Here is a 25,581-nt window from a genome sequence, read left to right as displayed (position 1 = left end):
ACGGTTACTGTCACTCAATCGAAGGTTCTCGGCGGCCGGTTGGTCACGCTATGAACCCTTGTACCCACCTCCTGTTGCCCGCCAGGCACCCCGCGTTCTGGTGTCGTCGCGCGGGCCCCCGATAGCGTGTTGCTGCCCTTCCACACCCCACGCCGCACAGGAGCCCGCCGTGAACCGCCGCCCCCGCCTGCTCACCACAGCCGCCGCCGGAGCGACAGCCGCGCTGCTTCTGACCGCGTGCGGAGGCGCCGACACCGAGCCGAAGGGCAACGACAAGATCGCGGGGGCGGACACCGGGGGTGCTACGTCGGCTGCGCCGGGCCCGAGCGCGACGCAATCCGCGGGGCGACCGAAGATCGAGCTGCCGTCGGATCTCACATACACCTTCGAGTGGCCCAAGACGGGCGACAAGGACAAGGACGCGGTGCTGAACGACAGCGAGCAGTTCATCAAGGCTGTTGATATGGCCATTGCTGAACAGGACCCGCTGCACAAGGCGTACCGCTTCTACTCCGAGGGCACCGCGGCAGCCGGGAGTCAGAAGTTCATCCAGGAGTTCGTGGACTACAAGGACCGCATCACCGGCGCGAAGCGCTACTACAACTCCGACGTGAAGATCAATTCCGATGGAACTGCGGGCTTCGTCTACTGCGAAGATCAGAACAAGGCCTACAACAAGAACTTGAAGACGGGCAAGATCGAAATGACTCCGAAGTCGAAGGACAACTACGTCCTCTACAGCAGCCTCCTTCGGGTCAACAAGCAGGACGTCTGGATCACGGAGAAGCTGACATCGCAGCGGGGGAGCACCGCATGTCAGTCCTGACGTATCGCAAGACCGGAGCAGTTGCCGTCGTAGCTTCCGCGGCCCTGATGATCTGCTCGCCCCAAGCCTTCGCAGGGTACGGGCACGATGGCAGCACCAACGGCCAAAATGCCAACGCATCAGGTGACTCTGATGGCCACGGCAATCTCTCTGCGACGGCGGGTGCTGTTGTTTTCGATCGTTCGAGGAACGGGTCGGGTGACTCTGCAGGGCCGGTGGCGACTGTGTCGGGTAACTGGACTCCGCCTGCTTGTTATTACGCTCCGAAGTACACGCCGGATAAGTTGCAGGAGTATTTGGAGCCGATCTGGAATGCCGAGTCGACGGGTCCCGAGTGGGACTTGGAGCAGCGGAACAAGTATGTCAACGGCGGTGAGTACAAGGATTTCAACAAGGCCAAGGCAGGCAAGGGCTATTGGTGGGACTCGTACGTGACCAAGGGCCATGAGGGTGACCCGGGTGCGTTGGCTTGCAGTAAGCCGATTTTCTGGGTCGACAAGGGTGCCGCTCCGCCGGCGGACATTCCCGAGGCGGTCACTCCGCAGGTGTTGGCGCAGCTCGCGTACGGCGAGATTCGTGTGCCGTCGACGAAGGTGGACTTGGCGCCTGCTGGTACGACGAAGGTGAATCTGCCGACGTGGGCGTGGTTGGACACGGCGAAGTTCAAGCCGGTGTCGGTGTCGGCGTCGGTTCCTCTGCTCGGGGTGAGGGCGACGACGACGGCGGAGCCGGTCTCGCTGAGGATCGGGCCGGGGACGGCGGATGCGGAGACGTATCCGGCGTCCGGTGTCTGCGAGATATCCGGTGATCACATCGGTGAGGCGTTCGCGAAGGGAAAGGCCAAGGAGACGCCGCCTTGCGGGGTGAAGTACCTCCGCTCCTCGGGCGACGGCTCGTACAAGTTGCGGGCGACGATCACCTGGAAGATCCACTGGACGGGTACCGGCGTGCCCGACGAGCGGAACCTGCCGGACGGCACGTTCGGAGCCGACCAGGACGTCGTGGTGCAAGAGATCCAGTCCATCAACCGCTGAGTCCGGCCCTCCGGACTCACTGAGATCCGGAAGAGGCAGAGGGCGTGGCGGAGCGGCTGGCCGTCGACGGCGATGAGCTGTCGCACTTCATGAAGATGCTCCAGAAATCGAGCAACTCGTTGAAAGGCCTGCGCAGGGCGTTGGAGGACGCCACGGTCAGCGGTCTGGGAACGGACGATCTCGACTGTGCCTGCGAGGACTTCCAGGACAACTGGAAATACGGGGCCGACCAGATCGGTGAGCAGACCGAGGACCTGTCCAAGATCATCGGGAAGAGCAGGGACAGCTACCGCGAGGTGGACAAGGCCCTGGAACAAGCCCTGAAGAAGGCCGGGAACGGCAGGGGCGGCGGTACGAGGTGACGTATCAGCCCGAGGACACGGGAGCGGCGCTCGATCCCCGGTCCCTCGCCGACCGCGACAAGCCACAGGGCCTCAAGTCGGCCCCGCGCATCCCCAACCCCGACTACCCGCATCTCGGGTTCAACCCGGCGCCGGGCAGCACGGAGACCGTGAGCGGCCTGCGCAAGAAGCTCACGGGGTGCGCGAAGGTTCTCGAAGAGACGCATGAACTCGTCACCAGGTTGATGGACGGCAGCTATTGGAAGGGCGACGCGGCCGTCGCCTTCCGCGAGCAACTGGGCGGCGGCCCGCTCCCCCTGAACCTGAAGAACGCCGCCCACTCCATCCGCAAGGCCGCCGGACAACTCGGCCGCTGGGAAGGCGAACTCGACGACTTCCAGCGCCGGGCGAAGCGACTCGAACAGGACGCGAAGGACGCGCAGGCCGCCGTCGACCGGGCGAAGGGCCACGCCACGAAGGCGGGTGACAGCCCTGACCTGGACGGGAAGGGCGCCGGGCACGATGAGGCGCGGAAGGCCTTGACCAAGGCGAAGACGGCGGTGGACGACGCCGATGAAGCTCTCCGCAAGATCCGCGGCAAGGCACGCGAACTCGCGGAGGAACACGAGCATCAGGCCCAGCGTCGAGCAGGCAAGATCCGCGACGCCACGAAGAAACTGACTCCCCACGAGCCGGGCTGGTTCGACTCAGCACTCGACTGGGTCACGGAGAATCTGCCGGACATTTTGAGCACGGTGGCAGCGGTAATCGGTTTGGTAGCGCTGTTTGTCGTGTCCGGTGGGACAGTTGCCGCGGCACTTCTGCTTGCCGCTGCGGCGTTGAGTGCGACGTCATTGTCAATCCGGATCACTCAGGACCCAACCGTGTGGGCATCGCTCAAGGATGGGTTCACCAAAGGTGAACTCGATACAGACTTCTGGAGTAACTTCGTTACTGTCGGGGGTGATGTCCTCGGTGCGCTACCTGGACTAGGTGCGGCTGGGAAGGGCGCGGTAATCGCGCTGAGGGCTACTGGTGAAGCGAGCGAGTTTCTCACCATCGGTCAACGCGTGGCCCGATTCGGAGGCGCGACGATCGAGCACGCGAAGGCCATTTCCGACCTGGACAACTCCTTGCTCGGATTCACCATTCGAGGTGCCCGAGCGGCCCAAGTCACCAAAGCCATCGAGGTCACGTCGGCTTCGGTCGGCGTGACAACCGCCGGCTTCGGCTTGGCCATGACCGCTGTAGACACGGACGATGACGGAATCAAGGACGGCTCCGTGGCAGGCATTGACGGAGTGCGGCTGGGTCTTGATGGCGGAGCCCTATTTGAACTTGCCCGTCATGTCTTCTAGCCCGAGCAGGAGGCTCTCACCGCATGCACCCGACTAAGTACCCGACTGCTTGGGATCATCCACCGACCAGACGGGCTTGGATGCAACACATGGTCATGATTGTTGCGCGACTGGTGGGTTGGACGGCAGTCTGGATTGGCTCCCTAGGAGTGCTTGTCTCGTTTCTGAGCCCGGGCTATGCCTTCCTATTCATTCCGGTGCTTCTCTATTCGGCATTCCGAGCCGTCCTCCAGCTCGCCTACATCCGCCCCTCCATCTACATCCAGCGCGTCCTCTGGCAGTACCCCTGGCAACTCCTCGCCGGCGTTCCCCGAGGCCGGAACAAGCATCCGCAGGTTCAAGAGGACGAGATGTGGCTGGAGTTGCCCAATCCTGAGGCGCCGGAGGAGCAGATCCCTCTGCTCTTCCTTTCCGGCATGCGTACCTTCTGGTGGATGCGCCGCTTCGGCACCGCTCGTACGAAGCCGGAGTTGAAGGCGCAGATCGAGCCGCTCTGGTTCGCTGGTGATCCCCGCTTCATCGCCGTCATCGCGGCCACCAGCCGCAGGGGCGGGGCACCCAAGAGGCTGCATCTGCTCTATCAGCGGACGGCCACGGGCCGCCGGGGCATCGAGCCGACCGACTGGAACGCGAGCCCGGCCGCCGTCGAACGCGCACGCCGTTCCGGCGCCCATGTTCCCGACGTGGTGCGCCCGCGCCCGCGTACCTCATGACTCCTCCCCGGCAGGACAAGATGACCACCGCCCCCCACTTCACCGTCGCCGATTCGGCCGAAGACCCCGACGCCGAGGTCTGGTTCGCGGAACCCGCGGGCTTCACCGCTGTGCCCATCGAGGCGCTGCTCCCGGCACCTGACTCCCCAGGGGCCAATGACCTGCGTACCGCCCTCACGCCCTTTCTCCAGGCGGCTCCCGACGAGTTGAACCGGCAGCAGTTCATCGCTCAGTTCACACAGGGGCAGCGACTGCTCGGTGCTCTGAGGGAAGCCGGAACTGTCCATTGCTCGATCGGCCTGCACCGCGATGACGTCGATGAGTCGGCCACGAGCAGCAGTGGCCGGCCGCTGTTGTCGTTCTTCACCGTCTCCTGGCGGGCGACGGCGGTGTCGCCGCGAGCCGTGACGGCTGCACGTGCGGTGAGCGGGCTCGACGCGGCGGGCATCGAATACGTCGAACTGCCTTGTGGACCAGTCACGTTCAGCGAATCTGTGCACATCCCCAGGGCGGTCGACGGCCTCCCGCAACTGCCCCTGGTCCAGTTCCGTGCCCACCTCCCGCATCCGGACTGCAAGCGACTGGCTGTGTTCACCCTGAGTACGACGGCTGTGGGACGCCGTGACCAATACCGTGCGATCCTCCGCCACATCGCGGCCCTGGCCACCTTCGAGAACCCGCTGGTGCCGGCTTCCCCTGAGGCGCCTTGACCGCGGACGCCGGGAGCTCAACGGGGCGCGAGTGGCGGGAACATGACGGTCACTTGGCTGAGGCGACTGGAGGCATAGCTTTGCGGACGCCAACTAGGTGAACCGTCTCACCGGCGAGCCTCACTCAATCGGAGCTTTTCGGGAGCCAGTTGGCCGCTCTATGGGCTGCTTTGTCCAACGCTTGTTACTCGCTTGGCACCATTCGCGCTGGTGTCGTTGCGCGGGCCCCCGATAGCGTGTTGCTGCCCTTCCGCACCCCACGCCGCACAGGAGTCCGCCGTGAACCGCCGTCCCCGCCTGCTTGCCACAGCCGCTGCCGGAGCGACAGCCGCGCTGCTTCTGACCGCGTGCGGCGGTGGTGGCGACAAGCCGAAGGCCAACGACAAGATCGCGGGCGCGGACACCGGGAGTGCGACGTCGGCTGCGCCCGGCCCGAGCGCTACGCAATCCGCGGGGCGACCGAAGATCGAGCTGCCGTCGGATCTCACATACACCTTCGAGTGGCCCAAGACGGGCGACAAGGACAAGGACGCGGTGCTGGCGGACAGCGAGCAGTCCATCAAGGCTGTTGACCTGGCTATCGTCAACCAGGACGCCCTCGACAAGGCCTATCTCTTCTACTACGAGGGTGAAGCCGCCGCGGAAACCCAGAAGTTCATCGAGGCGTACGTCAAGGCTAAGGCTCGTACGACTGGGGCCTACCGCTACTACGACGCGGCAGCGGACGTGAATGGCTCAGACAGTGCGTCGCTCGTGTACTGCGAGGACCAGGGCAAGGCGTACGACATGTACCTGAAGCCGAAGAAGGTCGACAAAACCGCCGTCACGAAGAACAGCTACGTGCTCTACAACACCCAGTTGCACAAGAATGACAAGGGTGTCTGGGTCATTGAGAAGCTTCTTTCCCAGAGGGGGAGCGCAAAGTGCCAGCCTTGAGCGCCGGTTCACGAGTTCTGGTTTCCTCCGCGCTGATCGGTTCGATCTGCCTGGGTGCCGCGCCCGCCATGGCCGACAACAAGATCGGCGGCGGAGCTCAGACGCCTCATCCCGGTGGCAAAGCGTCTGGTGACTCGGACGGCAACGGCAACCTGTCCGCGACGGCGGGTGCCGTTGTTTTCGATCGTTCGAGGAACGGGTCGGGTGACTCTGCTGGTCCGGTGGCGGCTGTGTCGGGTAACTGGACTCCGCCTGCTTGTTATTACGCTCCGAAGTACACGCCGGATAAGTTGCAGGAGTATTTGGAGCCGATCTGGAATGCCGAGTCGACGGGTCCTGAGTGGGACTTGGAGCAGCGGAACAAGTATGTCAACGGCGGTGAGTACAAGGATTTCAACAAGGCCAAGGCAGGCAAGGGTTATTGGTGGGACTCGTACGTGACCAAAGGCCGTGAGGGTGACCCGGGTGCGTTGGCTTGCAGTAAGCCGATTTTCTGGGTCGATAAGGGTGCCGCTCCGCCGGCGGACATTCCCGAGGCGGTCACTCCGCAGGTGTTGGCGCAGCTCGCGTACGGCGAGATTCGTGTGCCGTCGACGAAGGCGGACTTGGCTCCCGCTGGTACGACGAAGGTGAATCTGCCGACGTGGGCGTGGTTGGACACGGCGAAGTTCAAGCCGGTGTCGGTGTCGGCGTCGGTTCCTCTGCTCGGGGTGAGGGCGACGACGACCGCGGAGCCGGTCTCGCTGAGGATCGAGCCGGGGACGGCGGATGCGGAGACGTATCCCGCGTCCGGTGTCTGCGAGATATCCGGTGATCACATCGGTGAGGCGTTCGCGAAGGGCAAGGCCAAGGAGACGCCGCCTTGCGGGGTGAAGTACCTCCGCTCCTCGGGCGACGGCTCGTACAAGTTGCGCGCGACGATCACCTGGAAGATCCACTGGACGGGTACCGGCGTGCCCGAGGCGCGGAACCTGCCGGACGGCACTTTCGGAGCCGACCAGGACGTCGTGGTGCAAGAGATCCAGTCCATCAACCGCTGAGTCCAGCGCGGGCCGGTGAATTGATCGTGTGAACGGGTTGGTTCCGTGGGGAGTTGGGGGCGGCGTGGGTAAGCGGCAGGTCCGGCGGATGTTCCGGTTGATGGCCGCGGGGCAAGCGGTGCAGCTCACGAGTCCTATGGCCTCGGTGAAGAAGCTCGCCCGACTCGCCTTCGTCGCCCAGCAGTTCGGGTACGAGTACGCGGACGTACGGCAGGGCGGCGGGCGCAACAACGCGCTCACGATGCTCATCGTGCCCGACCCCGGCCCGCAGGCTCAGGCGCGTGCCGCGCAGAACTGGGCGCAGTATCCGCAGGCCGGCGACGGGGTGTCGTTGCCGCCCGTCGTCCCTGACGCGTTGGAACTCCTCAAGGCCCGTATCAACTTCGACCTCACCGGCAAGAACGCCGAGAAGCGGATGGTGTACGCGGCGGTCGGTCTCACCGTCGGGTGCGTCGTCCTCGGGGTCCGGGCGGGTGGGAGTTCCGGCGCCTTCACGGTGGCCGGTGTCCTGTGGGCCTTGCTGATGGTCGTCCTAGGTGTCGGTCTCGTCGTCACGCGCAAGCGCAACGCCAAGTTCGCGGCGTTGCTGCGGGCGGCGGGGTTCGCGCCCGTGACGGAGGAGGGCGGGCGCGTGCGGTATCTGCCGCCGACGGCGGGGTACGCCGGACAGCAGGCCGGTCCGTACGGCCCCTACACCCCGCACGCGGGCCACACCCCGCACCCCGGCCCGGCTCCGTATGCGGGCCACCCCCCGTACACCGGCCCGGCTCCGTACGCGCCCCAGATCCCATACGCCGGCCGGGCCCCGCACTCTCCCCAGGCGGCCCCGTACGCCGGCCCGACCCAAGCCGAGATCCAGGCCCCTGTCGACGCCCCGGTCCAGCCCCACGCCCCGGTCCAGGCGCACCCGCACCCGCAGCCCCCGACCCCGGGTCCCTACGGCTCCCCAGCCCCCGGCCCCTACAGCCGGCAAACCCCTGCCCCCGTCTCGGACGCCCCCGACAACCCGTACGCCTCCCAGCCGAGCAGCCCGTACGCCGCCCAGCCCGGCCCCGTACCCCAGCAGCCCTCCCATCCCGACCCCGACCCCGACCTCAAGCCGAGTAACCCCCAACCCCCGCAGCAGTAAGGCGTGTCTACTCCTCCCATACCTCCGGCAGTCCGAACGCCGTGAACACCGTGGGGAGTTGGAAGACCACCGTGTGGCTCACCGCTCCGCGGTCCGCTGTGAAGACCTGCAGGGTGTGGAGGCGGTGCTTGTCGTCGCCCGGGGCGCGGACGTAGGCCGCCAGCGCGGGCTGTCCGTTCGCCGAGGTGGGACGCAGGCGCCAGTCCGTGCCGCGCATCGCGAAGACGCGGGCGATGAAGGCGACATAGGCGTCGGGGCCGACGTACCAGTTGAGGACCGGGGGCATCTCCAGGACGACGTCCTGGGTGAGCAGGGTGCGCAGGGCGTCGAGGTCGGCGTCCTCGAAGGCGCGCAGATAGCGGTCGATCACCGCACGCTGCTCATGGTCCGGCGGTTCCGTCACCTCGTCCTCCGTCAGGCCGGCCTCGCCGAGCCGTGCGCGGGCCCGTTGGAGCGCGCTGTTCACGGAGGCGGTCGACGTGCCGAGGGCTTCGGCGACCTCGGTCGCCGGCCAGGCCAGTACGTCGCGCAGGATGAGGACCGCCCGCTGGCGCGGGGGCAGCAGCTGCATCGCGGCGATCAGCGCGAGGCGCAGGCTGCCCCGGGCGACGACCACACCCGCGGGATCCCCGGCCGCCGCCGCGGCTCCGGCGCCGAGGGCGAGCCCGGTCGTGCCCCCGCCCGGGAACGGTTCCAGCCACGGCACCTCCGCCCCCAGCGCCATCGGCGCCCCCGGGTCCTCCAGCGCGCCGACCAGGCCCGACGGCAGGGGTCTGCGGGCGCGGCCGCGCAGCGCGGTCAGACACGTGTTGGTGGCGATGCGGTACAGCCAGGTGCGCAGGGACGCGCGGGCGGCGTCGTACCGGTCGTACGCGAGCCAGGCCCGCAGCATCGTCTCCTGCACCAGGTCCTCGGCCTCGTGCACCGACCCCAGCATCCGGTAGCAATGGGTCAGCAGTTCGCGGCGATAGGGGGCCGTCCGCTCCTCGAAACCGTCGCGGCCCCGGCCGTTCCGGCTGTCGCCGTCGCGCCCCTGGCCCTCCCTGCCGTCGTCATCAGGCGTCTCCATACTCTGCCCCTCGGCTCCTCTGCTCGTCGGCACCTCTGCACCTCCGCACCCAGAGCCTCCGCACCTCGGTGGCTCGGCGGCTCGGTTCCTCGTGGCCCAGCCTTCGGGCCCCTCGCTCACCGGTACGTACCTCCGGGCCGGCCGGAACTCATCGCCCCGGCACCGATGAGTTCCGGCGTCCGCGGAGGTACGTACCGGAGCCGAAGCAATCCGGACCAGTCCGAGGAGAAGGATCACCATGGACGCCACCGACATCAGCGCCGACGACTACACCGGCAGCAACACCGACGACACCCAGGCCATCCGCGCCGTCCTCGACCGTCTCTACTCCGCCTGGGCGGACTACGACGCGGACGCGTTCGCCGAGCTGTACACCGAGGACGCGACGGTCGTGATGCCGGGTGTCTTCAACGACGGGCGGGAGGAGATCCGTGCCTACATCGCGGCCGGGTTCGAGGGGCCGCTGAAGGGTTCCCGGCCGCTCGACGAGCCCCGGCGGATCCGCTTCCCGCGTCCCGACACCGCCGTCGTCGTCAGCGAGGCCGGGATTCTGCTGGCCGGTGAGAGTGAAGTGCCCGCCGACCGGCACCACCGTGCGACCTGGGTACTCGTCCGCGATCCCGCCGCCGGTACCTGGGCCATCACCTCGTACCACAACGCCGCCGTCTGACGGACGCGCCGCCGGTACCCGTCCCGGACGCCCCCCACCTGGTCCGTCCAGTGCCGGGCGGATCTCACCCGGTCCGTCCGGTCCCGACGCCCCTCACCCAGTCCGCCCGGTGCCGGAGCCCCCTCACCTGGTCCGCCCGACCCCGGACGCCTCTCACCCCGTCCCGCCCCGTCCTCACCGCCGGGTCCGGGACCGGGTGAGAGCAACGTTCCCTTCCGGTCACCCACAGCCACAGCGTGGAAACGCGCCCTCCCTACCTTCGGGAAACAGCAGCCAGTAAGCCCGGAGAACCGACGGAGGCGCGAGATGACTGCCCCAGCCACGAGTACGGCCCCTGCGCGGGGCGGTCGCTGGATCGAGGAGTGGGATCCGGAGGACGAGGCCTTCTGGGCGGAGAAGGGGGAGAAGGTCGCCCGGCGGAACCTGCTCTTCTCCGTGCTGTCCGAGCACATCGGGTTCTCCGTCTGGACCCTGTGGTCGGTGATGGTCCTGTTCATGGGACCGGAGTACGGGCTCACCCCGGCCGACAAGTTCCTGCTCACCTCGATGGTGACGCTGGTCGGCGCGGTCGTGCGGGTGCCCTACACCTTCGCCGTCGCGCTCTTCGGTGGCCGGAACTGGACCATCGTGTCCGCGAGTCTGCTGCTCGTGCCGACCGTCGCCGCGTTCGTGGTGATGGAGCCGGGCACCTCGTTCGCGACCTTCCTCGTGGTGGGTCTGCTGGCCGGTATCGGTGGCGGCAACTTCGCCTCCAGCATGACCAACATCAACGCCTTCTTCCCGCTGCGGAAGAAGGGCTGGGCGCTCGGCCTCAACGCGGGCGGCGGCAACATCGGCGTCCCCGTCATCCAGTTGGTGGCGCTCGCCATCATCGGGGCGGGCGGCGGGCCGCGGGTGCTGCTCGGGATCTACGTCCCGCTCATCGTCGTGGCCGCCGTCCTCGCCGCCCTCTTCATGGACAACATCGCCTCCGTCAAGAACGACACCGGCGCCGCCCTGGACGCCGCGAAGGACGCGCACACCTGGATCATGGCGTTCCTGTACATCGGGACCTTCGGGTCGTTCATCGGCTACGCCTTCGCCTTCGGGCAGGTGCTTCAGGTCGAGTTCGGGCGTACGCCGCTCCAGGCCGCCTACCTCACCTTCATCGGCCCGCTGCTCGGCTCGCTGATCCGGCCCGTCGGCGGCCGGCTGGCCGACCGCTACGGGGGCGCCAGGATCACCCTGTGGAACTTCGTCGCCATGGCCGTCGCGACCGGAATCCTCGTCGTCGCCGGCAGCGAGAGGTCGCTGCCGCTGTTCGTCGGCGTCTTCGTGGTGCTCTTCGTGCTCAGCGGGCTCGGCAACGGGTCGACGTACAAGATGATCCCCGGCATCTTCCAGAAGAAGGCCGTGGACAAGGGGCTCGAAGGGGAGGAGGCCGCGCGGTACGGGCGCCGGCTCTCCGGTGCCGCCATGGGGCTCATCGGTGCCGTGGGAGCGCTCGGCGGTGTCGGCATCAACCTCGCCTTCCGGCAGTCGTTCCTCGACTCGGGCTCCGGCACAGGCGCCTTCGTCACCTTCCTCGTCTTCTACGTGGCCGCCTTCGGGGTCACCTGGGCCGTATACCTTCGCCGCCCGGCCGGCGCCGGGACCCGGGCGAGTGTCACCGCCGAGGCGAACTCCCAGCTCAGCTACGCCGAGGTGTGACGTAACACGCCCGACATCACCGTGATCCGAGCCTGTCACGGTCCGTTGACAGGCTCGGATCCGCCGCGGACGTACGACAGCACAGACCCGTACGACGACTCGACGAGCGCGAGACGAGAGCCATGTACGACGAACAGCAGCGACCCGACCACGGGCCTCTCTCCGGGTTCACCGTGGGGGTGACCGCCGCGCGCCGGGCCGACGAGCTCGGCGCGCTGCTCCAGCGGCGCGGGGCCACCGTCGTCCACGCGCCGGCCCTGCGGATCGTGCCCCTCGCCGACGACAGCGAACTGCTCACCGCCACCAAGGAGTTGGTCGACAACGCGCCGGACGTGGTGGTGGCCACCACCGCCATCGGATTCCGCGGGTGGGTCGAGGCCGCCGACGGCTGGGGCCTCGGCGAGGAACTGATCGCGCGGCTGCGGGGCGTGGAACTGCTCGCCCGCGGGCCCAAGGTCAAGGGCGCCATCCGGGCCCAGGGGCTGACCGAGGAGTGGTCGCCGTCCTCCGAGTCGATGGCCGAGGTGCTCGACCGGCTGCTCGAAGAGGGTGTCGACGGCCGTCGTATCGCCGTACAACTGCACGGTGAACCGCTGCCCGGGTTCGTGGAGTCGCTGCGGGCCGCCGGCGCCGAGGTCGTCCCCGTGCCCGTGTACCGGTGGATGCCGCCGGAGGACATCGGGCCCGTCGACCGGCTGCTCGACGCGGCCCTCACCCGCGGCCTGGACGCGCTCACCTTCACCAGCGCGCCCGCCGCCGCCTCCCTGCTGTCCCGGGCCGAGGACCGGGGTCTGCGCCCCGAACTCCTCGCCGCACTGCACCACGACGTCCTGCCCGCCTGCGTCGGACCGGTCACCGCGCTGCCGTTGCAGGCCCACGGCATCGACACCGTCCAGCCCGAGCGCTTCCGGCTCGGCCCCCTCGTACAACTGCTCTGCCAGGAACTTCCGGGCCGGGCGCGGGCGTTGCCCGTCGCCGGGCACCGGGTGGAGATCCGGGGGCACGCGGTGCTGGTGGACGGGTCGCTGCGGCCCGTGCCGCCCGCCGGGATGTCGCTGCTGCGGGCCCTCGCGCGGCGGCCCGGCTGGGTGGTGGCGCGGGCCGAACTGCTGCGCGCGCTGCCGGGATCCGGCCGTGACGAGCACGCCGTGGAGACCGCGATGGCCAGGCTGCGTACGGCACTTGGCGCGCCCAAGCTGATCCAGACGGTCGTCAAACGGGGCTACCGGCTCGCCCTCGACCCGGCCGCGGACTCCAAGTACGCCGACGACTGAGGCCGCCGGTACCGGCACAGGAAAGAGGCGGGACGGGCCCGCCGTCGCGGTGCCGGCGGCACCGTTCCGAACTCCCGCCCGGTGCGCGTCCGGTACACGTCCGGTACGGGGCCGGTGCTGAGTCTTCCGGCGGAGCGCCAGGGCATGCACTGTAGGAGGTACCACGGCAGGTGACCCCAAGGCGGTGACAGGCGCATGGCATCGGGCATGGCCACAGCCTCGTACGAGCTGCGGTTCGACTCCGGGCGGATCTGCCTGGACCTGACGGCGACCACCCATCCCGAGGAACGCCTCGACTCGGCCGCCCGGTTGGGTGCCTGGGTCCTCGCGTCCGGGCTGGTGCCCGCGGGCACCCCGCCGGCCGCCGTGGAGGTCTCATGGCTGCTCGGCTTCCGGGAACTGCGCGGACATATCGCCCAGTTGGTGCGCGGCGAGCTGGACGGGCGGCCCGCGGACAGCGCGCTCGCCCGCGTCAACGCCGCCGCCCTCGCCGCGCCGCCCGCCCCCTGGGCCGTCCGCGCGGGCGACGGCTCGCTGTGCCGCGGGCTGCACGCCCCGCCGAACTGTGCCGAACTGCTCTCCGTGGTGGCCCGGGACGCCCTCGACCTGCTCACCGACCCGCGGGCGCGGGCGAGTCTGAGACAGTGTGAGGGTGACAACTGCCCGATCGTCTACCTCGACACCTCGCGCGGCCGGCGCCGGCGCTGGTGTTCGAGCGAGGTGTGCGGCAATAGGGAGCGAGTGGCCCGGCATCGGCGGCGGGCGGCTCTGGCACGCGCCTGATCACACCCGTACGTGATCTTCCAGTGACCCGAGGTGATCGATACGCATTCTTTTCGCTGTCTACACATCTTCAACAGAAAAAACCCTGAACACTTTGAACACCCGCGTACCTACACACGTACCCGGTGATGAGCGACCGACTGGGGGAACCCCCGGACACCGGAGGTAGGCGTGCGCAAGGATTCAGCCGTGGCTGATGAACACAGGCCAAGGGCCCGACATCGCATGTCTCAGCAGTCTTCGTCGACCGAACCCGACGAGGAGCTGATGCGTGCGCTGTACCGGGAACACGCGGGGCCCTTGCTGGCCTATGTGCTGCGCCTGGTCGCAGGAGACCGGCAGCGTGCCGAAGACGTTGTGCAGGAAACACTCATCCGTGCCTGGAAGAACGCCGGCCAGCTCAATCGAGCGACCGGTTCGGTACGCCCCTGGCTGGTGACGGTCGCCCGACGCATCGTCATCGACGGCCACCGCAGTCGGCAGGCCCGGCCGCAGGAGGTCGACCCGTCGCCGCTGGAGGTCATCCCCGCGGAGGACGAGATCGACAAGGCGTTGTGGCTGATGACACTGTCGGACGCGCTGGACGACCTGACCCCTGCTCACAGGGAAGTACTGGTCGAAACATACTTCAAAGGGCGTACCGTCAACGAGGCGGCCGAAACGCTCGGCATTCCCAGCGGCACTGTGCGCTCACGGGTTTTCTACGCCCTGCGGTCGATGAAGCTTGCGCTTGAGGAGCGGGGGGTGACGGCATGAACACGTACGGGGGTTACGGGACGGGTGGTCCGGGAGCCATGCAAGGTCCACGAGGACAGCAAGGATCCGGGGACATCCACGAGACTGTCGGCGCCTACGCGCTCGGCATTCTCGACGACGCGGAGGCGACAGCCTTCGAGGAGCACCTCGCCTCCTGCGAGTGGTGCGGCCAGCAGCTCGACGAGCTCGCCGGTATGGAGCCGATGCTCGCCGCCCTCGCCGACCTGCCCGCCTCGCAGGGCAGCCCGGCCATCGCGGAGTCCCTCTCGGCCCGCCCGAGCCCACGGCTCGCGGAGCGGCTGGTCGACGAGGTCTCGGTGCGCCGCGCCCAGAAGCGCAGGCGCGGCATGTACCTGGTGGCGGCCGCGGCCGCGCTGATCATCGGCGGTCCGCTGACGGTCATGGCGGTCAACGGCGGCAGCGACACCGGCACGAACACGCCGCAGGCGATGGCGACCAGCCCGGCCAAGGCGGCCTTCGAGGTCATGACCGACAAGTCGGAGGCCACGGACCCGAAGACCAAGGTCAACGCCGTCGTCGCCATCGAGCCGAAGGACTGGGGCACCCACGCCGTCCTCCAGCTCAAGAACGTCAAGGGTCCGCTGAAGTGCTCCCTGATCGCCGTCGGCAAGAACGGCGAGCGTGAGACGGTGACCTCCTGGGCGGTTCCGGACCGGGGTTACGGGCTGTCCAACACGAACAACGCGGAGGCCAAGCAGCCGCTGTACGTGCACGGCGGCGCGGCCTTCACACCGAACCAGATCGATCACTTCGAGGTCATGACCTTCGAGGGAAAGCGACTGGTCGAGGTGAACGCGTGAGCGGACTCCGGGCGCGCACGTAGCCTCAGGGGCCTCCCTTCGCGTACGGTTGACGGCTGCCCAGCACGTCAGAAGGGGGCCCGGTGGCCGCTCAGGCTCAGCAGGAAACCGCGCTCGGCTCGGTCCACGTTTCCGTACCGGACGAATCCGTCAAGGACGACTCCGTACGGGACCGTGAGATCGGCGTCGAACAGGAACATCTGGACCGGGTCTACCGGCGCCTCGAGGAGAAGATCCACGAGGCCGAGTTCCTCATGCACGACGCCGCCCAGCGCGGTCACGTCGGGACACCGGGGGCGCTCGCGGAGCGGGACGCCCAGGTGTTCCGCGCGGGAATCCACCTCAACCGTCTCAACAACGAGTTCGAGGACTTTCTCTTCGGCCGGATCGACCTGCTCCGCGGGAAGGACGGAACGAAGGGCGCCGACGGCGCCTACACGGCGGTGGAACCCGCCGAGGGCGCGGTCCGCGAGGACAACACGGCCGACATCGCGGAGACGCTCCACATCGGCCGTATCGGCGTCCTGGACGCCGACTACGCGCCGCTGGTGATCGACTGGCGGGCGCCCGCCGCGGCCCCGTTCTACCGCTCCACCCCGGTCGACCCCGGCCGGGTCGTACGCCGCCGGGTCATCCGCTCCAAGGGCCGCAGGGTCCTCGGCGTGGAGGACGACCTGATGCGCCCGGAGGTGACGGCCTCCCTCGACGGCCGCGAGCTCCCCGTCATCGGTGACGGCGCGCTCATGGCCGCGCTCGGACAGGCCCGCAGTCACACCATGCGGGACATCGTGGCGTCCATCCAGGCCGAGCAGGACATGGTGATCCGCGCGCCCGCCGCGTCCGTGACCTATGTCGAGGGCGGCCCCGGCACCGGCAAGACGGCGGTGGCCCTGCACCGGGCCGCCTACCTGCTCTACCAGGACCGCCGCCGGTACGCGGGCGGCATCCTGATCGTCTCCCCGACCCCGCTGCTCGTCGCCTACACCGAGGGCGTGCTGCCCTCGCTCGGCGAGGAGGGGCAGGTCGCGATCCGCGCGATCGGCTCGCTCGTCGACGGCGTGGGCGCCACGCTGTACGACTCCCCTGCGGTGGCCCGCGCCAAGGGCTCCTACCGGATGCTGAGGGTGCTGCGGAAGGCGGCGCGCGGGGCGCTGGAGAGCCCGAACGGCACCACCAGGGGGAATTCCGGCCAGCTCGCCCTCGGGGAGCCGGACGGGGCCCCCACGGGTCCCCCCACCCGGCTCCGGGTCGTCGCCTTCGGGCGCCGGCTTGAGCTGGAGTCCGCCGAGCTGGACCGCATCAAGAACAACGCGCTCAGCGGGACCGCGCCGGTCAACCTGATGCGACCGCGCGCCCGCAGACTGCTGCTCGACGCGCTGTGGTCGCGCTCGGGCGCCGGGACCCGGCACGCTGACCCCGAGCTGGCCGCCGAGCTGCGCTCGTCGTTCGACGAGGACGTCACCTCCGAGGACAGCTTCCTGGCGTTCCTGGACGCCTGGTGGCCGGAGCTGACCCCGCGCGGGGTACTGGCCGCCATGGCCGACGAGCGGCGGCTCGGGCGCTGGGCGCGCCGGATCCTCAACCCCGGTGAGGTCCGCCGGGTGGCGCGCTCGCTCAAGCGGGACGGGTTCTCCGTGCACGACGTGGCGATGCTCGACGAGCTGGAGGCGATCGTCGGGGCGCCCGCCCGGCCCAGGAAGCGGCGCGAGCTGGACCCGCTGGCCCACCTCACCGGTCTGGAGGAGCTCATGCCCCAGCGCGAGGAGACGCAGCGCGAACGCGCCGAGCGCCTCGCGCAGGAGCGGACCGAGTACGCGCACGTCATCGTCGACGAGGCGCAGGACCTCACGCCCATGCAGTGGCGGATGGTCGGCCGGCGCGGCCGGCACGCCACCTGGACGGTCGTGGGCGACCCGGCGCAGTCCTCCTGGTCCGACCCCGACGAGGCGGCGGAGGCCCGTGACGAGGCGCTCGGCACCCGTCCCCGGCGCCGCTTCACGCTCACCGTCAACTACCGCAACCCGGCGGAGATCGCCGAGCTGGCCGCCAAGGTCCTCGCCCTCGCCATGCCGGGTTCGGAGTCGCCGTCCGCCGTACGGTCCACGGGCGTCGAGCCCCGGTTCGCGGTCGTACGGGACTCCCTGGCGCAGACCGTGCGCGCCGAGGCCGCCCATCTCCTCGACCGGGTCGACGGCACCGTGGGTGTCGTCGTCGCCATGAACCGGCGCGAGGAGGCCGCCCGCTGGCTCGCCGGGCTGGGGGACCGGGTGGTGGCCCTGGGAAGCCTGGAGGCCAAGGGGCTGGAGTACGACGCCACGGTGGTCGTGTCGCCCGCGGAGATCGCGGACGAGTCGCCCGCCGGACTGCGTGTCCTGTACGTCGCCCTGACCCGGGCCACGCAGCAGCTCACCGTCGTCTCCAGCGACCGCGACGAGCCCGACCCGAACGGAGTCCCCGACCTCCTGCGGGACTGACGGACCTCCGGCGGGCCCGACGCCGTCACCGTCGCCCGTCCGGCCCACGGGCCGCCGCCCCGTCCGGGTCCCCGGGCGGCGCGGCGCGTCCGCCCCGCATCCCGTCCCGGCCGAAAAGAACTGCCGGGACGGGAATTGCCTTACGGGAATCCTTTGTTACCTTTGACGTGGCACCGGCCCGATCCAAGCCCCCGGGCCCAACCTTCGTCGCTACGAGCGACCACTTGCCGCGAGGCGAGCATGGCGGGTCGGTGTCATTGAACGTCGTCCTTCACCGAAGGACCTGAAGAGGCCCACGTCACGTGACGTGGGCCTCTTTCGTCGTCCGACCCACTCTCGTAGGGTGGAATCGGTTTTCCGAAAAAGCGAACCCCCGGCGAACAAAACGTTCGCAATCCGGGGTGACTACCACGTACTCAGGGGTAGGTGCGACGATCGGACGGCACAAAGCAGTGACACACGGTGAAAGCAGAGGAAGTCGGCCATGGCAACGGCGCCCAGCGTCTCCTACTCGATGACGGTCCGGCTGGAGGTGCCCGCGAGCGGAACCGCGGTCTCCCAGCTCACCACGGCCGTGGAGTCCCACGGAGGCTCGGTGACCGGCCTCGACGTGACCGCCTCCGGCCACGAGAAGCTCCGGATCGACGTCACCATCGCGGCGACCTCCACCACGCACGCCGACGAGATCGTCGAGCAGCTGCGGCACATCGAGGGCGTGACCCTCGGCAAGGTCTCCGACCGTACGTTCCTCATGCACCTCGGCGGCAAGATCGAGATGCAGTCCAAGCACCCGATCCGCAACCGTGACGACCTGTCCATGATCTACACCCCGGGCGTGGCCCGGGTGTGCATGGCCATCGCCGAGAACCCCGAGGACGCCCGCCGCCTCACCATCAAGCGCAACTCCGTTGCGGTCGTGACGGACGGCTCCGCCGTGCTGGGCCTCGGCAACATCGGCCCGATGGCCGCGCTGCCCGTCATGGAGGGCAAGGCGGCCCTCTTCAAGCGCTTCGCCGGCATCGACGCCTGGCCGCTGTGCCTGGACACCCAGGACACCGACGCGATCGTCGAGATCGTGAAGGCGATCGCCCCCGGCTTCGCGGGCATCAACCTGGAGGACATCTCCGCGCCGCGCTGCTTCGAGATCGAGGCCCGGCTGCGCGAGGCCCTCGACATCCCCGTCTTCCACGACGACCAGCACGGCACGGCCATCGTCGTCCTCGCGGCCCTGACCAACGCGCTTCGCGTCGCGGGCAAGGCGATCGGCGACATCAGGGTCGTCATGTCGGGCGCCGGCGCGGCCGGTACGGCCATCCTCAAGCTGCTCATCGCCGCGGGTGTGAAGAACGCCGTCGTCGCCGACATCCACGGTGTCGTGCACGCCGACCGCGCCGATCTCGTCGACGCCGCGACGGACTCGCCGCTGCGCTGGATCGCCGACAACACCAACCCCGAAGGCCTCACGGGCACGTTGAAGGAAGCGGTGCGCGACGCCGACGTGTTCATCGGCGTCTCCGCCCCGAACGTGATCGACGGTGACGACGTGGCCGCGATGGCCGAGAACGCCATCGTGTTCGCGCTCGCGAACCCCGATCCCGAGGTCGACCCGGCAATCGCCCGCCAGACCGCGGCAGTTGTGGCCACCGGCCGTTCCGACTTCCCCAACCAGATCAACAACGTCCTGGTGTTCCCGGGCGTCTTCCGCGGCCTCCTGGACGCCCAGTCGCGTACCGTCAACACGGAGATGATGCTGGCCGCCGCCACCGCCCTCGCGAGCGTGGTGACCGAGGACGAGCTCAACCCGAACTACATCATCCCCAGCGTCTTCAACGACAAGGTCGCGGGCGCGGTCGCCGGAGCGGTGCGCGACGCGGCGAAGGCGGCGGGGGCGACGGACGCGGCCAACACGGCCGTATAGCACGGGCCGAGCCGGGCCGCACGCCCGCGTCACGGCGGCCGTCGTCCCGTCTGTGACGGGCGCCACGACCGCTCGGAACCCGGCGCGTCGCGGAACGCGGGGCCGGTGGCCGCCTCTAGGGTGGCGGCCAGGCTCAGGCCTCGCAAGGGCCTCTTCGTGTGACCCCCAAGGGTGTTCGTGTGACTCCCGGGGGTGCCGGATTGGCTTTCCCGCCGCAGGTGGGGGCAGGATGCGTCTTCGGGCGCGACGGTCTGGCTACGGACCCGGGTCCGGGGGCCGACCGAGGACCCTGGCAGCATCGGCTTCACTGTGCCCGATATGCGGCTCCGCCGCGTGGCACGCCTCAACAGCAAGAAGAACACGGGAGTAACAACATGAACCGCAGTGAGCTGGTGGCCGCGCTGGCCGACCGCGCCGAGGTGACCCGCAAGGACGCCGACGCCGTTCTGGCCGCTTTCGCCGAGACCGTCGGCGAGATCGTCGCCAAGGGCGACGAGAAGGTCACCATCCCCGGCTTCCTGACCTTCGAGCGCACCCACCGTGCCGCTCGCACCGCGCGCAACCCGCAGACCGGCGACCCGATCCAGATCCCGGCCGGCTACAGCGTGAAGGTCTCCGCGGGCTCGAAGCTCAAGGAAGCCGCCAAGGGCAAGTAAGGCCCGCCGGTACGTTCCCGCCGACGCGGGAGGCGTACAAGGCGCAGCAACGCCAATGGGGCGGCCCCTTTCAGGGGGGCCGCCCCATCGTCGTACGTACGCCTGCCGCGCCGCCCCGGCCAGCCTCTAGCCGAGCGCCTTGCCCGGCAGTTCGGCCTCGGCTGGGGTCAGCCCAGTGCCTTGCCCGGCAGTTCGACCTTCGCGCCGAGCTCCACGAGCTTCTCCATGAAGTTCTCGTAGCCGCGGTTGATCAGCTCGATGCCGTGGACGCGGGACGTGCCCTGCGCCGCCAGCGCCGCGATCAGGTACGAGAAGCCGCCGCGCAGGTCGGGGATGACCAGGTCGGCGCCCTGGAGCTTCGTCGGGCCCGAAACGACCGCGGAGTGCAGGAAGTTGCGCTGGCCGAAGCGGCAGTTGGAGCCGCCGAGGCACTCACGGTAGAGCTGGATGTGCGCGCCCATCTGGTTCAGCGCGGACGTGAAGCCCAGCCGGGACTCGTACACCGTCTCGTGGATGATGGACAGGCCGGTGGCCTGCGTCAGGGCCACGACCAGCGGCTGCTGCCAGTCGGTCTGGAAGCCGGGGTGGACGTCCGTCTCCAGGGCGATGGACTTGAGCTGCGAGCCCGGGTGCCAGAAGCGGATGCCCTCGTCGTCGATCTCGAAGGCACCGCCCACCTTGCGGTAGGTGTTCAGGAACGTCATCATCGAGCGCTGCTGGGCGCCGCGGACGTAGATGTTTCCCTCGGTCGCCAGCGCCGCGGAAGCCCACGAGGCGGCCTCCAGGCGGTCCGGGAGGGCCGCGTGGGTGTAACCGCCGAGCGAGTCCACACCGGTGATGCGGATCGTCCGGTCGGTGTCCATCGCGATGATGGCGCCCATCTTCTGCAGGACGCAGATCAGATCCTCGATCTCCGGCTCCACAGCCGCGTTCGAGAGCTCCGTGACACCCTCCGCGAGCACGGCGGTCAGCAGCACCTGCTCGGTCGCGCCCACGGACGGGTACGGCAGCTGGATCTTGGTGCCCCGCAGTCGCTGCGGGGCCTCCAGGTACTGGCCGTCCTCGCGCTTCTCGATCTTCGCGCCGAACTGCCGCAGCACCTCGAAGTGGAAGTCGATCGGCCGGCCGCCGATGTCGCAGCCGCCGAGGCCCGGGATGAAGGCGTGGCCGAGGCGGTGCAGCAGCGGGCCGCAGAAGAGGATCGGGATGCGCGACGAGCCCGCGTGGGCATCGATGTCAGCGACGTTCGCGCTCTCGACGTGCGAGGGATCGAGGATCAGCTCGCCGGGCTCCTCACCCGGACGGACGGTCACACCGTGCAACTGAAGCAGTCCGCGTACGACACGTACGTCGCGGATGTCGGGGACATTGCGCAGCCGGCTCGGCCCGCTTCCCAGCAGGGCGGCGACCATGGCTTTCGGTACGAGATTCTTCGCACCGCGGACACGGATCTCGCCCTCAAGCGGGGTTCCGCCATGGACAAGCAGGACATCGTCGTTGACGGTCATGAATCTCGCGTTCCGATGAGTTGGGCAGGTGTGGGTCGTCGGCCGGCCGGTCGTACGGGTGCCGAACAGCAAGGGTAATGGCCGCCCACCCCGGCGTAGTAAGCCCACGGAGGACTCAGCTGGGTCATAGCTTGGCCACAACACGAACCGTTCCGAATCGGGCACACGGGGTCACCGGTCCCGGTGTGCGCGGGCAACGCTCCGTTGCGCCCTGAGCTGCGTTCACTCCCGTACGTGTATTGGCTCCCCACATGAAGGGAATCTGGGGGATCATGTCTGGCATGACCGAGGTGTCCTCGCTCACAGGGCGGCTGCTCGTGGCCACGCCCGCCCTGGCGGACCCGAACTTCGACCGTGCGGTGGTGCTGCTCCTCGACCACGACGAGGAGGGCTCCCTCGGTGTCGTCCTCAACCGTCCGACCCCGGTGGGCGTCGGCGACATCCTGGAGAACTGGGCCGGACTGGCCGGGGAACCGGGTGTCGTCTTCCAGGGCGGCCCCGTCTCGCTGGACTCGGCGCTGGGGGTGGCGGTCATCCCGGGCGGCATCGCAGGGGAGCGCGCGCCACTCGGCTGGCGGCGGGTGCACGGCGCGATCGGTCTGGTGGACCTGGAGGCCCCGCCCGAGCTTCTCGCCTCGGCCCTCGGTTCCCTGCGCATCTTCGCCGGATACGCGGGCTGGGGACCGGGCCAGCTGGAGAACGAACTGGTCGAGGGCGCCTGGTACGTCGTCGAATCCGAACCGGGAGACGTCTCCTCCCCGTCACCGGAGCGCCTGTGGCGCGAGGTCCTGCGCCGCCAGCGCAGCGAACTGGCGATGGTGGCGACGTACCCCGACGACCCCTCCCTCAACTGACGGGCGCACCGGCCCCCGACGCTTCCGTCACGGGCGCGCGACCCTTCCCTCAACTGATGGGTGCGAGCCCCAGTACCCTTGGCTTCATGAGCACTCTTGAGCCTGAGACCCAGCCCCAGCGAGGCACGGGGACGGGGACCCTCGTAGAGCCGACGCCGCAGGTGTCGCACGGCGACGGGGACCACGAGCGCTTCGCCCATTACGTCCAGAAGGACAAGATCATGGCGAGCGCGCTGGACGGCACGCCCGTCGTGGCGCTGTGCGGCAAGGTGTGGGTACCGGGCCGCGACCCGAAGAAGTACCCCGTGTGTCCCATGTGCAAGGAGATCTTCGAGTCCATGGGCGCCGGTGGCGACCAGGGCAAGGGCGGCGACAAGAAGTAACGCCGACGCTCTCCCCGGCGCAGTACGCCGCGTAGACGGAACACGGCCGCGACGCCCCAGGTGAGGGGCGCCGCGGCCGTGTCGTGTGCGAGGCCGAACCCCGCCGACCCTGCGGGCGTGCGCCCCGAGGTCACGGAGTGGTTGAGACCTCTTGTGGGCGGTTCACACACTCCATAGCCTCCGGAGTGTTGTGCGGTGCGAAACCGCCATTGCGCATGCTGCAACAGGGCCCGGCTGGAGGACGCTCGATGAAGCTCGCTGTTCCCGGACTCCTCGCGGCCCGGACGGCGATCGTTCCTCTGCCGGATGGCGCTCGGCGCTTTCGGGCCGACGGGAGAGCGAGGGGCCGCCGAGCCCCTGATCCGGTCGCTTTCACGCTCCCCGGATTCCATGCGGCGCTTCTTCCGGCAGCAGGAATTCGGCCGACACTTCCTGGAGTTCCTTCTCGCGGCGGGCTCCGCGGCGGTCGTCCCGGCGCTCATCGGGTTTCTCCCGGCGACGGCGGCGAGGCGATTCCGCTTCCGATTCCGGACCACCCTGCTGATCATGTTCCAGGCGGCCCGGACGATGCCCGTCGAGGCCCTGGCGATCTCCCTCGCCGAGGCCGTCCGGGACGCGCCGGAGGTGGCCACGCGCATGCGCGGAGCGAGCCGCACGCGATTCCTCCGGCGGACACATTTCCCGCTCGTCTTCACCGGGTTCATGGCCACCGGGATGTTTTCCCCCGGCCCGGCCGGGAACGATTTCCCGTTCCCCAAGTCCCTCTTCCCCGGCGGCATCCGGCAGTCCCCGCGCCGACGGTCCTTCTCGTCCTCCGTAAGCCGGTGGAGCCCGACCGGACGGTATGGCGACCGCCTCCGCGGTGATGACGATTCAGGTGCCGACTTCTTCGTACGCGTACACCGGCGACCCGCCTCCGGCCTCGGCGGCGGTAAAGAACTGAAGGACGGATGGACATGATGGATACGGGTCTGATTCCCGCGCCCCGCGTCGTCGAAGACGCCACGCGCGGCCGGTTCGCGCTGGACGCGGACACCGTCCTGTGGGCCGCGCCCGGCACGGACACCACCGAACGCTGGCTGCGCTCGACGCTCGGCGCCGCACTCGGACTACCGCTGCGACCTGGGCCGCAGGACGCACCGGGCGCCGTACGCCTGCTCCTCGACGACACCCTGGAAGCGGAGGCGTACCGGCTCGGCGTAGGCGACGACGGCGTCGAGATCCGCGGCGGCGACGCGGCCGGCGTCTTCTGGGGCGCGCAGACACTGCGTCAACTGCTCGGCCCCGACGCCTTTCGCCGCGCCCCGGTCCGCCCGCGGACGGCGTACGAAATCGAGCACCGGACCATCGAGGACGCGCCCCGATTCCGCTGGCGCGGCCTGATGCTCGATGTCTCCCGGCACTTCATGCCCAAGGAAGGCGTCCTGCGCTACCTCGACCTGCTGGCCGCGCACAAACTCAACGTCTTCCACTTCCACCTCACCGACGATCAGGGGTGGCGTGTTCAGATCAAGCGCTACCCGAGGCTGACAGAGGCCGGTTCCTGGCGGGCGCGCACCAAATTCGGCCACCGGGCCTCGCCGCTGTGGGAGGAGAAGCCGCACGGAGGCTTCTACACACAGGACGACATCCGCGAGATCGTCGCGTACGCGGCCGAGCGGCATATCGCCGTCGTCCCCGAAATCGACATCCCCGGCCACTCGCAGGCCGCCATCGCCGCGTATCCGGAACTGGGCAACACCGACGTCATCGACACGACCTCCCTGACCGTCTGGGACAACTGGGGCGTCTCCAAAAACGTACTCGCCCCCACTGACAACACCCTGCGCTTCTACGAGGGGGTCTTCGAGGAACTCCTCGACCTGTTCCCGGCGGACCCCGCGCGCTTCCCGGAGTTCTCGGGCTTCTTCCACGTCGGGGGCGACGAGTGCGCCAAGGACCAGTGGAAGGAGTCGGCCACGGCGCAGGCGCGCATCCGGGAACTCGGGCTCGCCGACGAGGACGAGTTGCAGTCCTGGTTCATCCGGCACTTCGACAACTGGCTGTCCGCGCGCGGGCGTCGGCTGATCGGCTGGGACGAGATCCTGGAGGGCGGTCTCGCGCCGGGCGCCGCGGTGTCGTCGTGGCGCGGCTACCAGGGCGGCGTCACGGCCGCGCGCGCGGGCCACGACGTCGTCATGTGCCCCGAGCAGCACGTGTACTTGGACTACCGCCAGGCCGCCGGCGAGGACGAACCGGTGCCGATCGCCTATGTGCGCACACTGGAGGACGTCTACCGCTTCGAGCCGGTTCCACCGCAGCTCACCGAGGTGGAGGCGCGCCATGTGCTGGGCACACAGGCCAACGTGTGGACCGAGGTGATGGAGGACCACACGCGCGTGGACTACCAGGCGTTCCCGAGGCTCGCCGCCTTCGCCGAGGTCGCCTGGAGCCGGCTGCCGGCCCCCGCGGAGCGGGACTTCGCCGGCTTCGAGCGGCGGATGAGCGCGCACTACGAGCGACTCGACGCCCTCGGAGTGGCCTACCGCCCGCCCACGGGACCGCGGCCGTGGCAGCGGCGGCCCGGGGTGCTCGGACGCCCGATCGAGGGGGCGCCCCCGAACGTGTGAGACGCCTCACGACCGGTGTGCCCCGGTGCC

At 69.1% G+C, this 25,581-nt stretch carries 24 protein-coding genes; 22 read left to right on the top strand and 2 right to left on the bottom strand.

The window, feature by feature from the left end:
• Window positions 1–169: 169 nt before the first annotated feature.
• The 9 genes from ACZ6KY_RS11345 (at window position 170) to ACZ6KY_RS11305 (ending at window position 8,087) form a co-directional block, all read left to right on the top strand.
• Window positions 170–826, top strand: coding sequence for a hypothetical protein (locus ACZ6KY_RS11345; protein WP_469310071.1), 657 nt, complete (start codon window positions 170–172; stop codon window positions 824–826).
• Window positions 814–1,860: a hypothetical protein gene (locus ACZ6KY_RS11340; protein WP_469310070.1), complete on the top strand. Its 1,047-nt coding sequence runs from the start codon at window positions 814–816 to the stop codon at window positions 1,858–1,860. Before ACZ6KY_RS11345 ends, ACZ6KY_RS11340 begins: the two co-directional genes overlap by 13 nt.
• 44 nt (window positions 1,861–1,904) lie before the next feature.
• On the top strand, window positions 1,905–2,222 hold the full coding sequence (locus tag ACZ6KY_RS11335; protein WP_469310069.1) for a hypothetical protein: 318 nt from the start codon (window positions 1,905–1,907) through the stop codon (window positions 2,220–2,222).
• The gene (locus ACZ6KY_RS11330) at window positions 2,219–3,559 is read left to right on the top strand and encodes a zinc ribbon domain-containing protein (RefSeq protein WP_469310068.1); all 1,341 of its coding nucleotides are present in this window, start codon (window positions 2,219–2,221) and stop codon (window positions 3,557–3,559) included. Before ACZ6KY_RS11335 ends, ACZ6KY_RS11330 begins: the two co-directional genes overlap by 4 nt.
• A gap of 197 nt (window positions 3,560–3,756) precedes the next feature.
• Window positions 3,757–4,272, top strand: a complete 516-nt coding sequence (locus ACZ6KY_RS11325; protein ID WP_469310067.1) for a hypothetical protein — start codon at window positions 3,757–3,759, stop codon at window positions 4,270–4,272.
• A 20-nt stretch (window positions 4,273–4,292) separates the two neighbouring features.
• The gene (locus ACZ6KY_RS11320; RefSeq protein ID WP_469310066.1) at window positions 4,293–4,982 is read left to right on the top strand and encodes a hypothetical protein; all 690 of its coding nucleotides are present in this window, start codon (window positions 4,293–4,295) and stop codon (window positions 4,980–4,982) included.
• A gap of 279 nt (window positions 4,983–5,261) precedes the next feature.
• Window positions 5,262–5,918: a hypothetical protein gene (locus ACZ6KY_RS11315; protein ID WP_469310065.1), complete on the top strand. Its 657-nt coding sequence runs from the start codon at window positions 5,262–5,264 to the stop codon at window positions 5,916–5,918.
• Window positions 5,906–6,958 (top strand): hypothetical protein, encoded by a 1,053-nt coding sequence (locus tag ACZ6KY_RS11310; RefSeq protein ID WP_469310064.1) that lies wholly within the window; start codon window positions 5,906–5,908, stop codon window positions 6,956–6,958. Before ACZ6KY_RS11315 ends, ACZ6KY_RS11310 begins: the two co-directional genes overlap by 13 nt.
• Window positions 6,959–7,058: 100 nt before the next feature.
• A complete protein-coding gene (locus tag ACZ6KY_RS11305) occupies window positions 7,059–8,087 on the top strand; it encodes a hypothetical protein (protein WP_469310063.1) in 1,029 nt (342 codons plus the stop codon).
• Between the two features lie 7 nt (window positions 8,088–8,094).
• Here the strand turns inward: ACZ6KY_RS11305 and ACZ6KY_RS11300 are convergent, their stop codons facing one another.
• A complete protein-coding gene (locus ACZ6KY_RS11300) occupies window positions 8,095–9,156 on the bottom strand; it encodes a sigma-70 family RNA polymerase sigma factor (protein ID WP_469310062.1) in 1,062 nt (353 codons plus the stop codon).
• Window positions 9,157–9,394: 238 nt separating this feature from the next.
• Here ACZ6KY_RS11300 and ACZ6KY_RS11295 point away from each other — a divergent pair, with 238 nt between their 5' ends.
• From ACZ6KY_RS11295 to ACZ6KY_RS11255, 9 genes are all read left to right on the top strand, one after another.
• Window positions 9,395–9,826: an SgcJ/EcaC family oxidoreductase gene (locus ACZ6KY_RS11295; protein WP_469310061.1), complete on the top strand. Its 432-nt coding sequence runs from the start codon at window positions 9,395–9,397 to the stop codon at window positions 9,824–9,826.
• Window positions 9,827–10,132: 306 nt separating this feature from the next.
• Entirely contained in the window at window positions 10,133–11,515 is a 1,383-nt protein-coding gene (locus ACZ6KY_RS11290) for a nitrate/nitrite transporter (protein ID WP_469310060.1), read from the top strand.
• 122 nt (window positions 11,516–11,637) lie between these two features.
• Complete coding sequence (locus tag ACZ6KY_RS11285; protein ID WP_469310059.1) at window positions 11,638–12,789, top strand: uroporphyrinogen-III synthase; 1,152 nt, start codon at window positions 11,638–11,640, stop codon at window positions 12,787–12,789.
• A gap of 195 nt (window positions 12,790–12,984) precedes the next feature.
• Entirely contained in the window at window positions 12,985–13,572 is a 588-nt protein-coding gene (locus ACZ6KY_RS11280) for a CGNR zinc finger domain-containing protein (RefSeq protein WP_469310058.1), read from the top strand.
• A gap of 225 nt (window positions 13,573–13,797) precedes the next feature.
• Window positions 13,798–14,328: a sigma-70 family RNA polymerase sigma factor gene (locus ACZ6KY_RS11275; RefSeq protein ID WP_037619265.1), complete on the top strand. Its 531-nt coding sequence runs from the start codon at window positions 13,798–13,800 to the stop codon at window positions 14,326–14,328.
• A 38-nt stretch (window positions 14,329–14,366) separates the two neighbouring features.
• The gene (locus tag ACZ6KY_RS11270) at window positions 14,367–15,149 is read left to right on the top strand and encodes an anti-sigma factor family protein (RefSeq protein ID WP_469310057.1); all 783 of its coding nucleotides are present in this window, start codon (window positions 14,367–14,369) and stop codon (window positions 15,147–15,149) included.
• An 83-nt stretch (window positions 15,150–15,232) separates the two neighbouring features.
• The gene (locus ACZ6KY_RS11265; RefSeq protein ID WP_469310056.1) at window positions 15,233–17,623 is read left to right on the top strand and encodes a HelD family protein; all 2,391 of its coding nucleotides are present in this window, start codon (window positions 15,233–15,235) and stop codon (window positions 17,621–17,623) included.
• A gap of 484 nt (window positions 17,624–18,107) precedes the next feature.
• Window positions 18,108–19,541 (top strand): NAD-dependent malic enzyme, encoded by a 1,434-nt coding sequence (locus ACZ6KY_RS11260; protein ID WP_469310055.1) that lies wholly within the window; start codon window positions 18,108–18,110, stop codon window positions 19,539–19,541.
• 374 nt (window positions 19,542–19,915) lie between these two features.
• Window positions 19,916–20,197 carry an HU family DNA-binding protein gene (locus ACZ6KY_RS11255; RefSeq protein ID WP_007382399.1) on the top strand — a complete coding sequence of 94 codons (282 nt, stop codon included), beginning with the start codon at window positions 19,916–19,918 and terminating at the stop codon, window positions 20,195–20,197.
• A 167-nt stretch (window positions 20,198–20,364) separates the two neighbouring features.
• Here ACZ6KY_RS11255 and murA read toward each other — a convergent pair whose 3' ends face one another.
• Window positions 20,365–21,705 (bottom strand): UDP-N-acetylglucosamine 1-carboxyvinyltransferase, encoded by a 1,341-nt coding sequence (gene murA / locus ACZ6KY_RS11250; RefSeq protein WP_328555266.1) that lies wholly within the window; start codon window positions 21,703–21,705, stop codon window positions 20,365–20,367.
• Between the two features lie 281 nt (window positions 21,706–21,986).
• On the opposite strand from murA, the gene ACZ6KY_RS11245 reads away from it, so the two are divergent.
• From ACZ6KY_RS11245 to ACZ6KY_RS11230, 4 genes are all read left to right on the top strand, one after another.
• A complete protein-coding gene (locus tag ACZ6KY_RS11245; RefSeq protein ID WP_469310054.1) occupies window positions 21,987–22,559 on the top strand; it encodes a YqgE/AlgH family protein in 573 nt (190 codons plus the stop codon).
• A gap of 86 nt (window positions 22,560–22,645) precedes the next feature.
• Window positions 22,646–22,942 carry a DUF3039 domain-containing protein gene (locus ACZ6KY_RS11240; protein ID WP_103554931.1) on the top strand — a complete coding sequence of 99 codons (297 nt, stop codon included), beginning with the start codon at window positions 22,646–22,648 and terminating at the stop codon, window positions 22,940–22,942.
• A 390-nt stretch (window positions 22,943–23,332) separates the two neighbouring features.
• Window positions 23,333–23,902, top strand: coding sequence for a hypothetical protein (locus ACZ6KY_RS11235; protein ID WP_469310053.1), 570 nt, complete (start codon window positions 23,333–23,335; stop codon window positions 23,900–23,902).
• Window positions 23,893–25,551: a beta-N-acetylhexosaminidase gene (locus ACZ6KY_RS11230; RefSeq protein WP_469310052.1), complete on the top strand. Its 1,659-nt coding sequence runs from the start codon at window positions 23,893–23,895 to the stop codon at window positions 25,549–25,551. The genes ACZ6KY_RS11235 and ACZ6KY_RS11230 overlap by 10 nt, the downstream gene beginning before the upstream one ends.
• Window positions 25,552–25,581 lie beyond the last annotated feature (30 nt).

The sequence above is a fragment of the Streptomyces sp. NPDC042002 genome, assembly GCF_055588305.1.
Note: the sequence above shows the minus strand (reverse complement) of the source record. Positions and strands in the feature narration are given on the sequence as shown.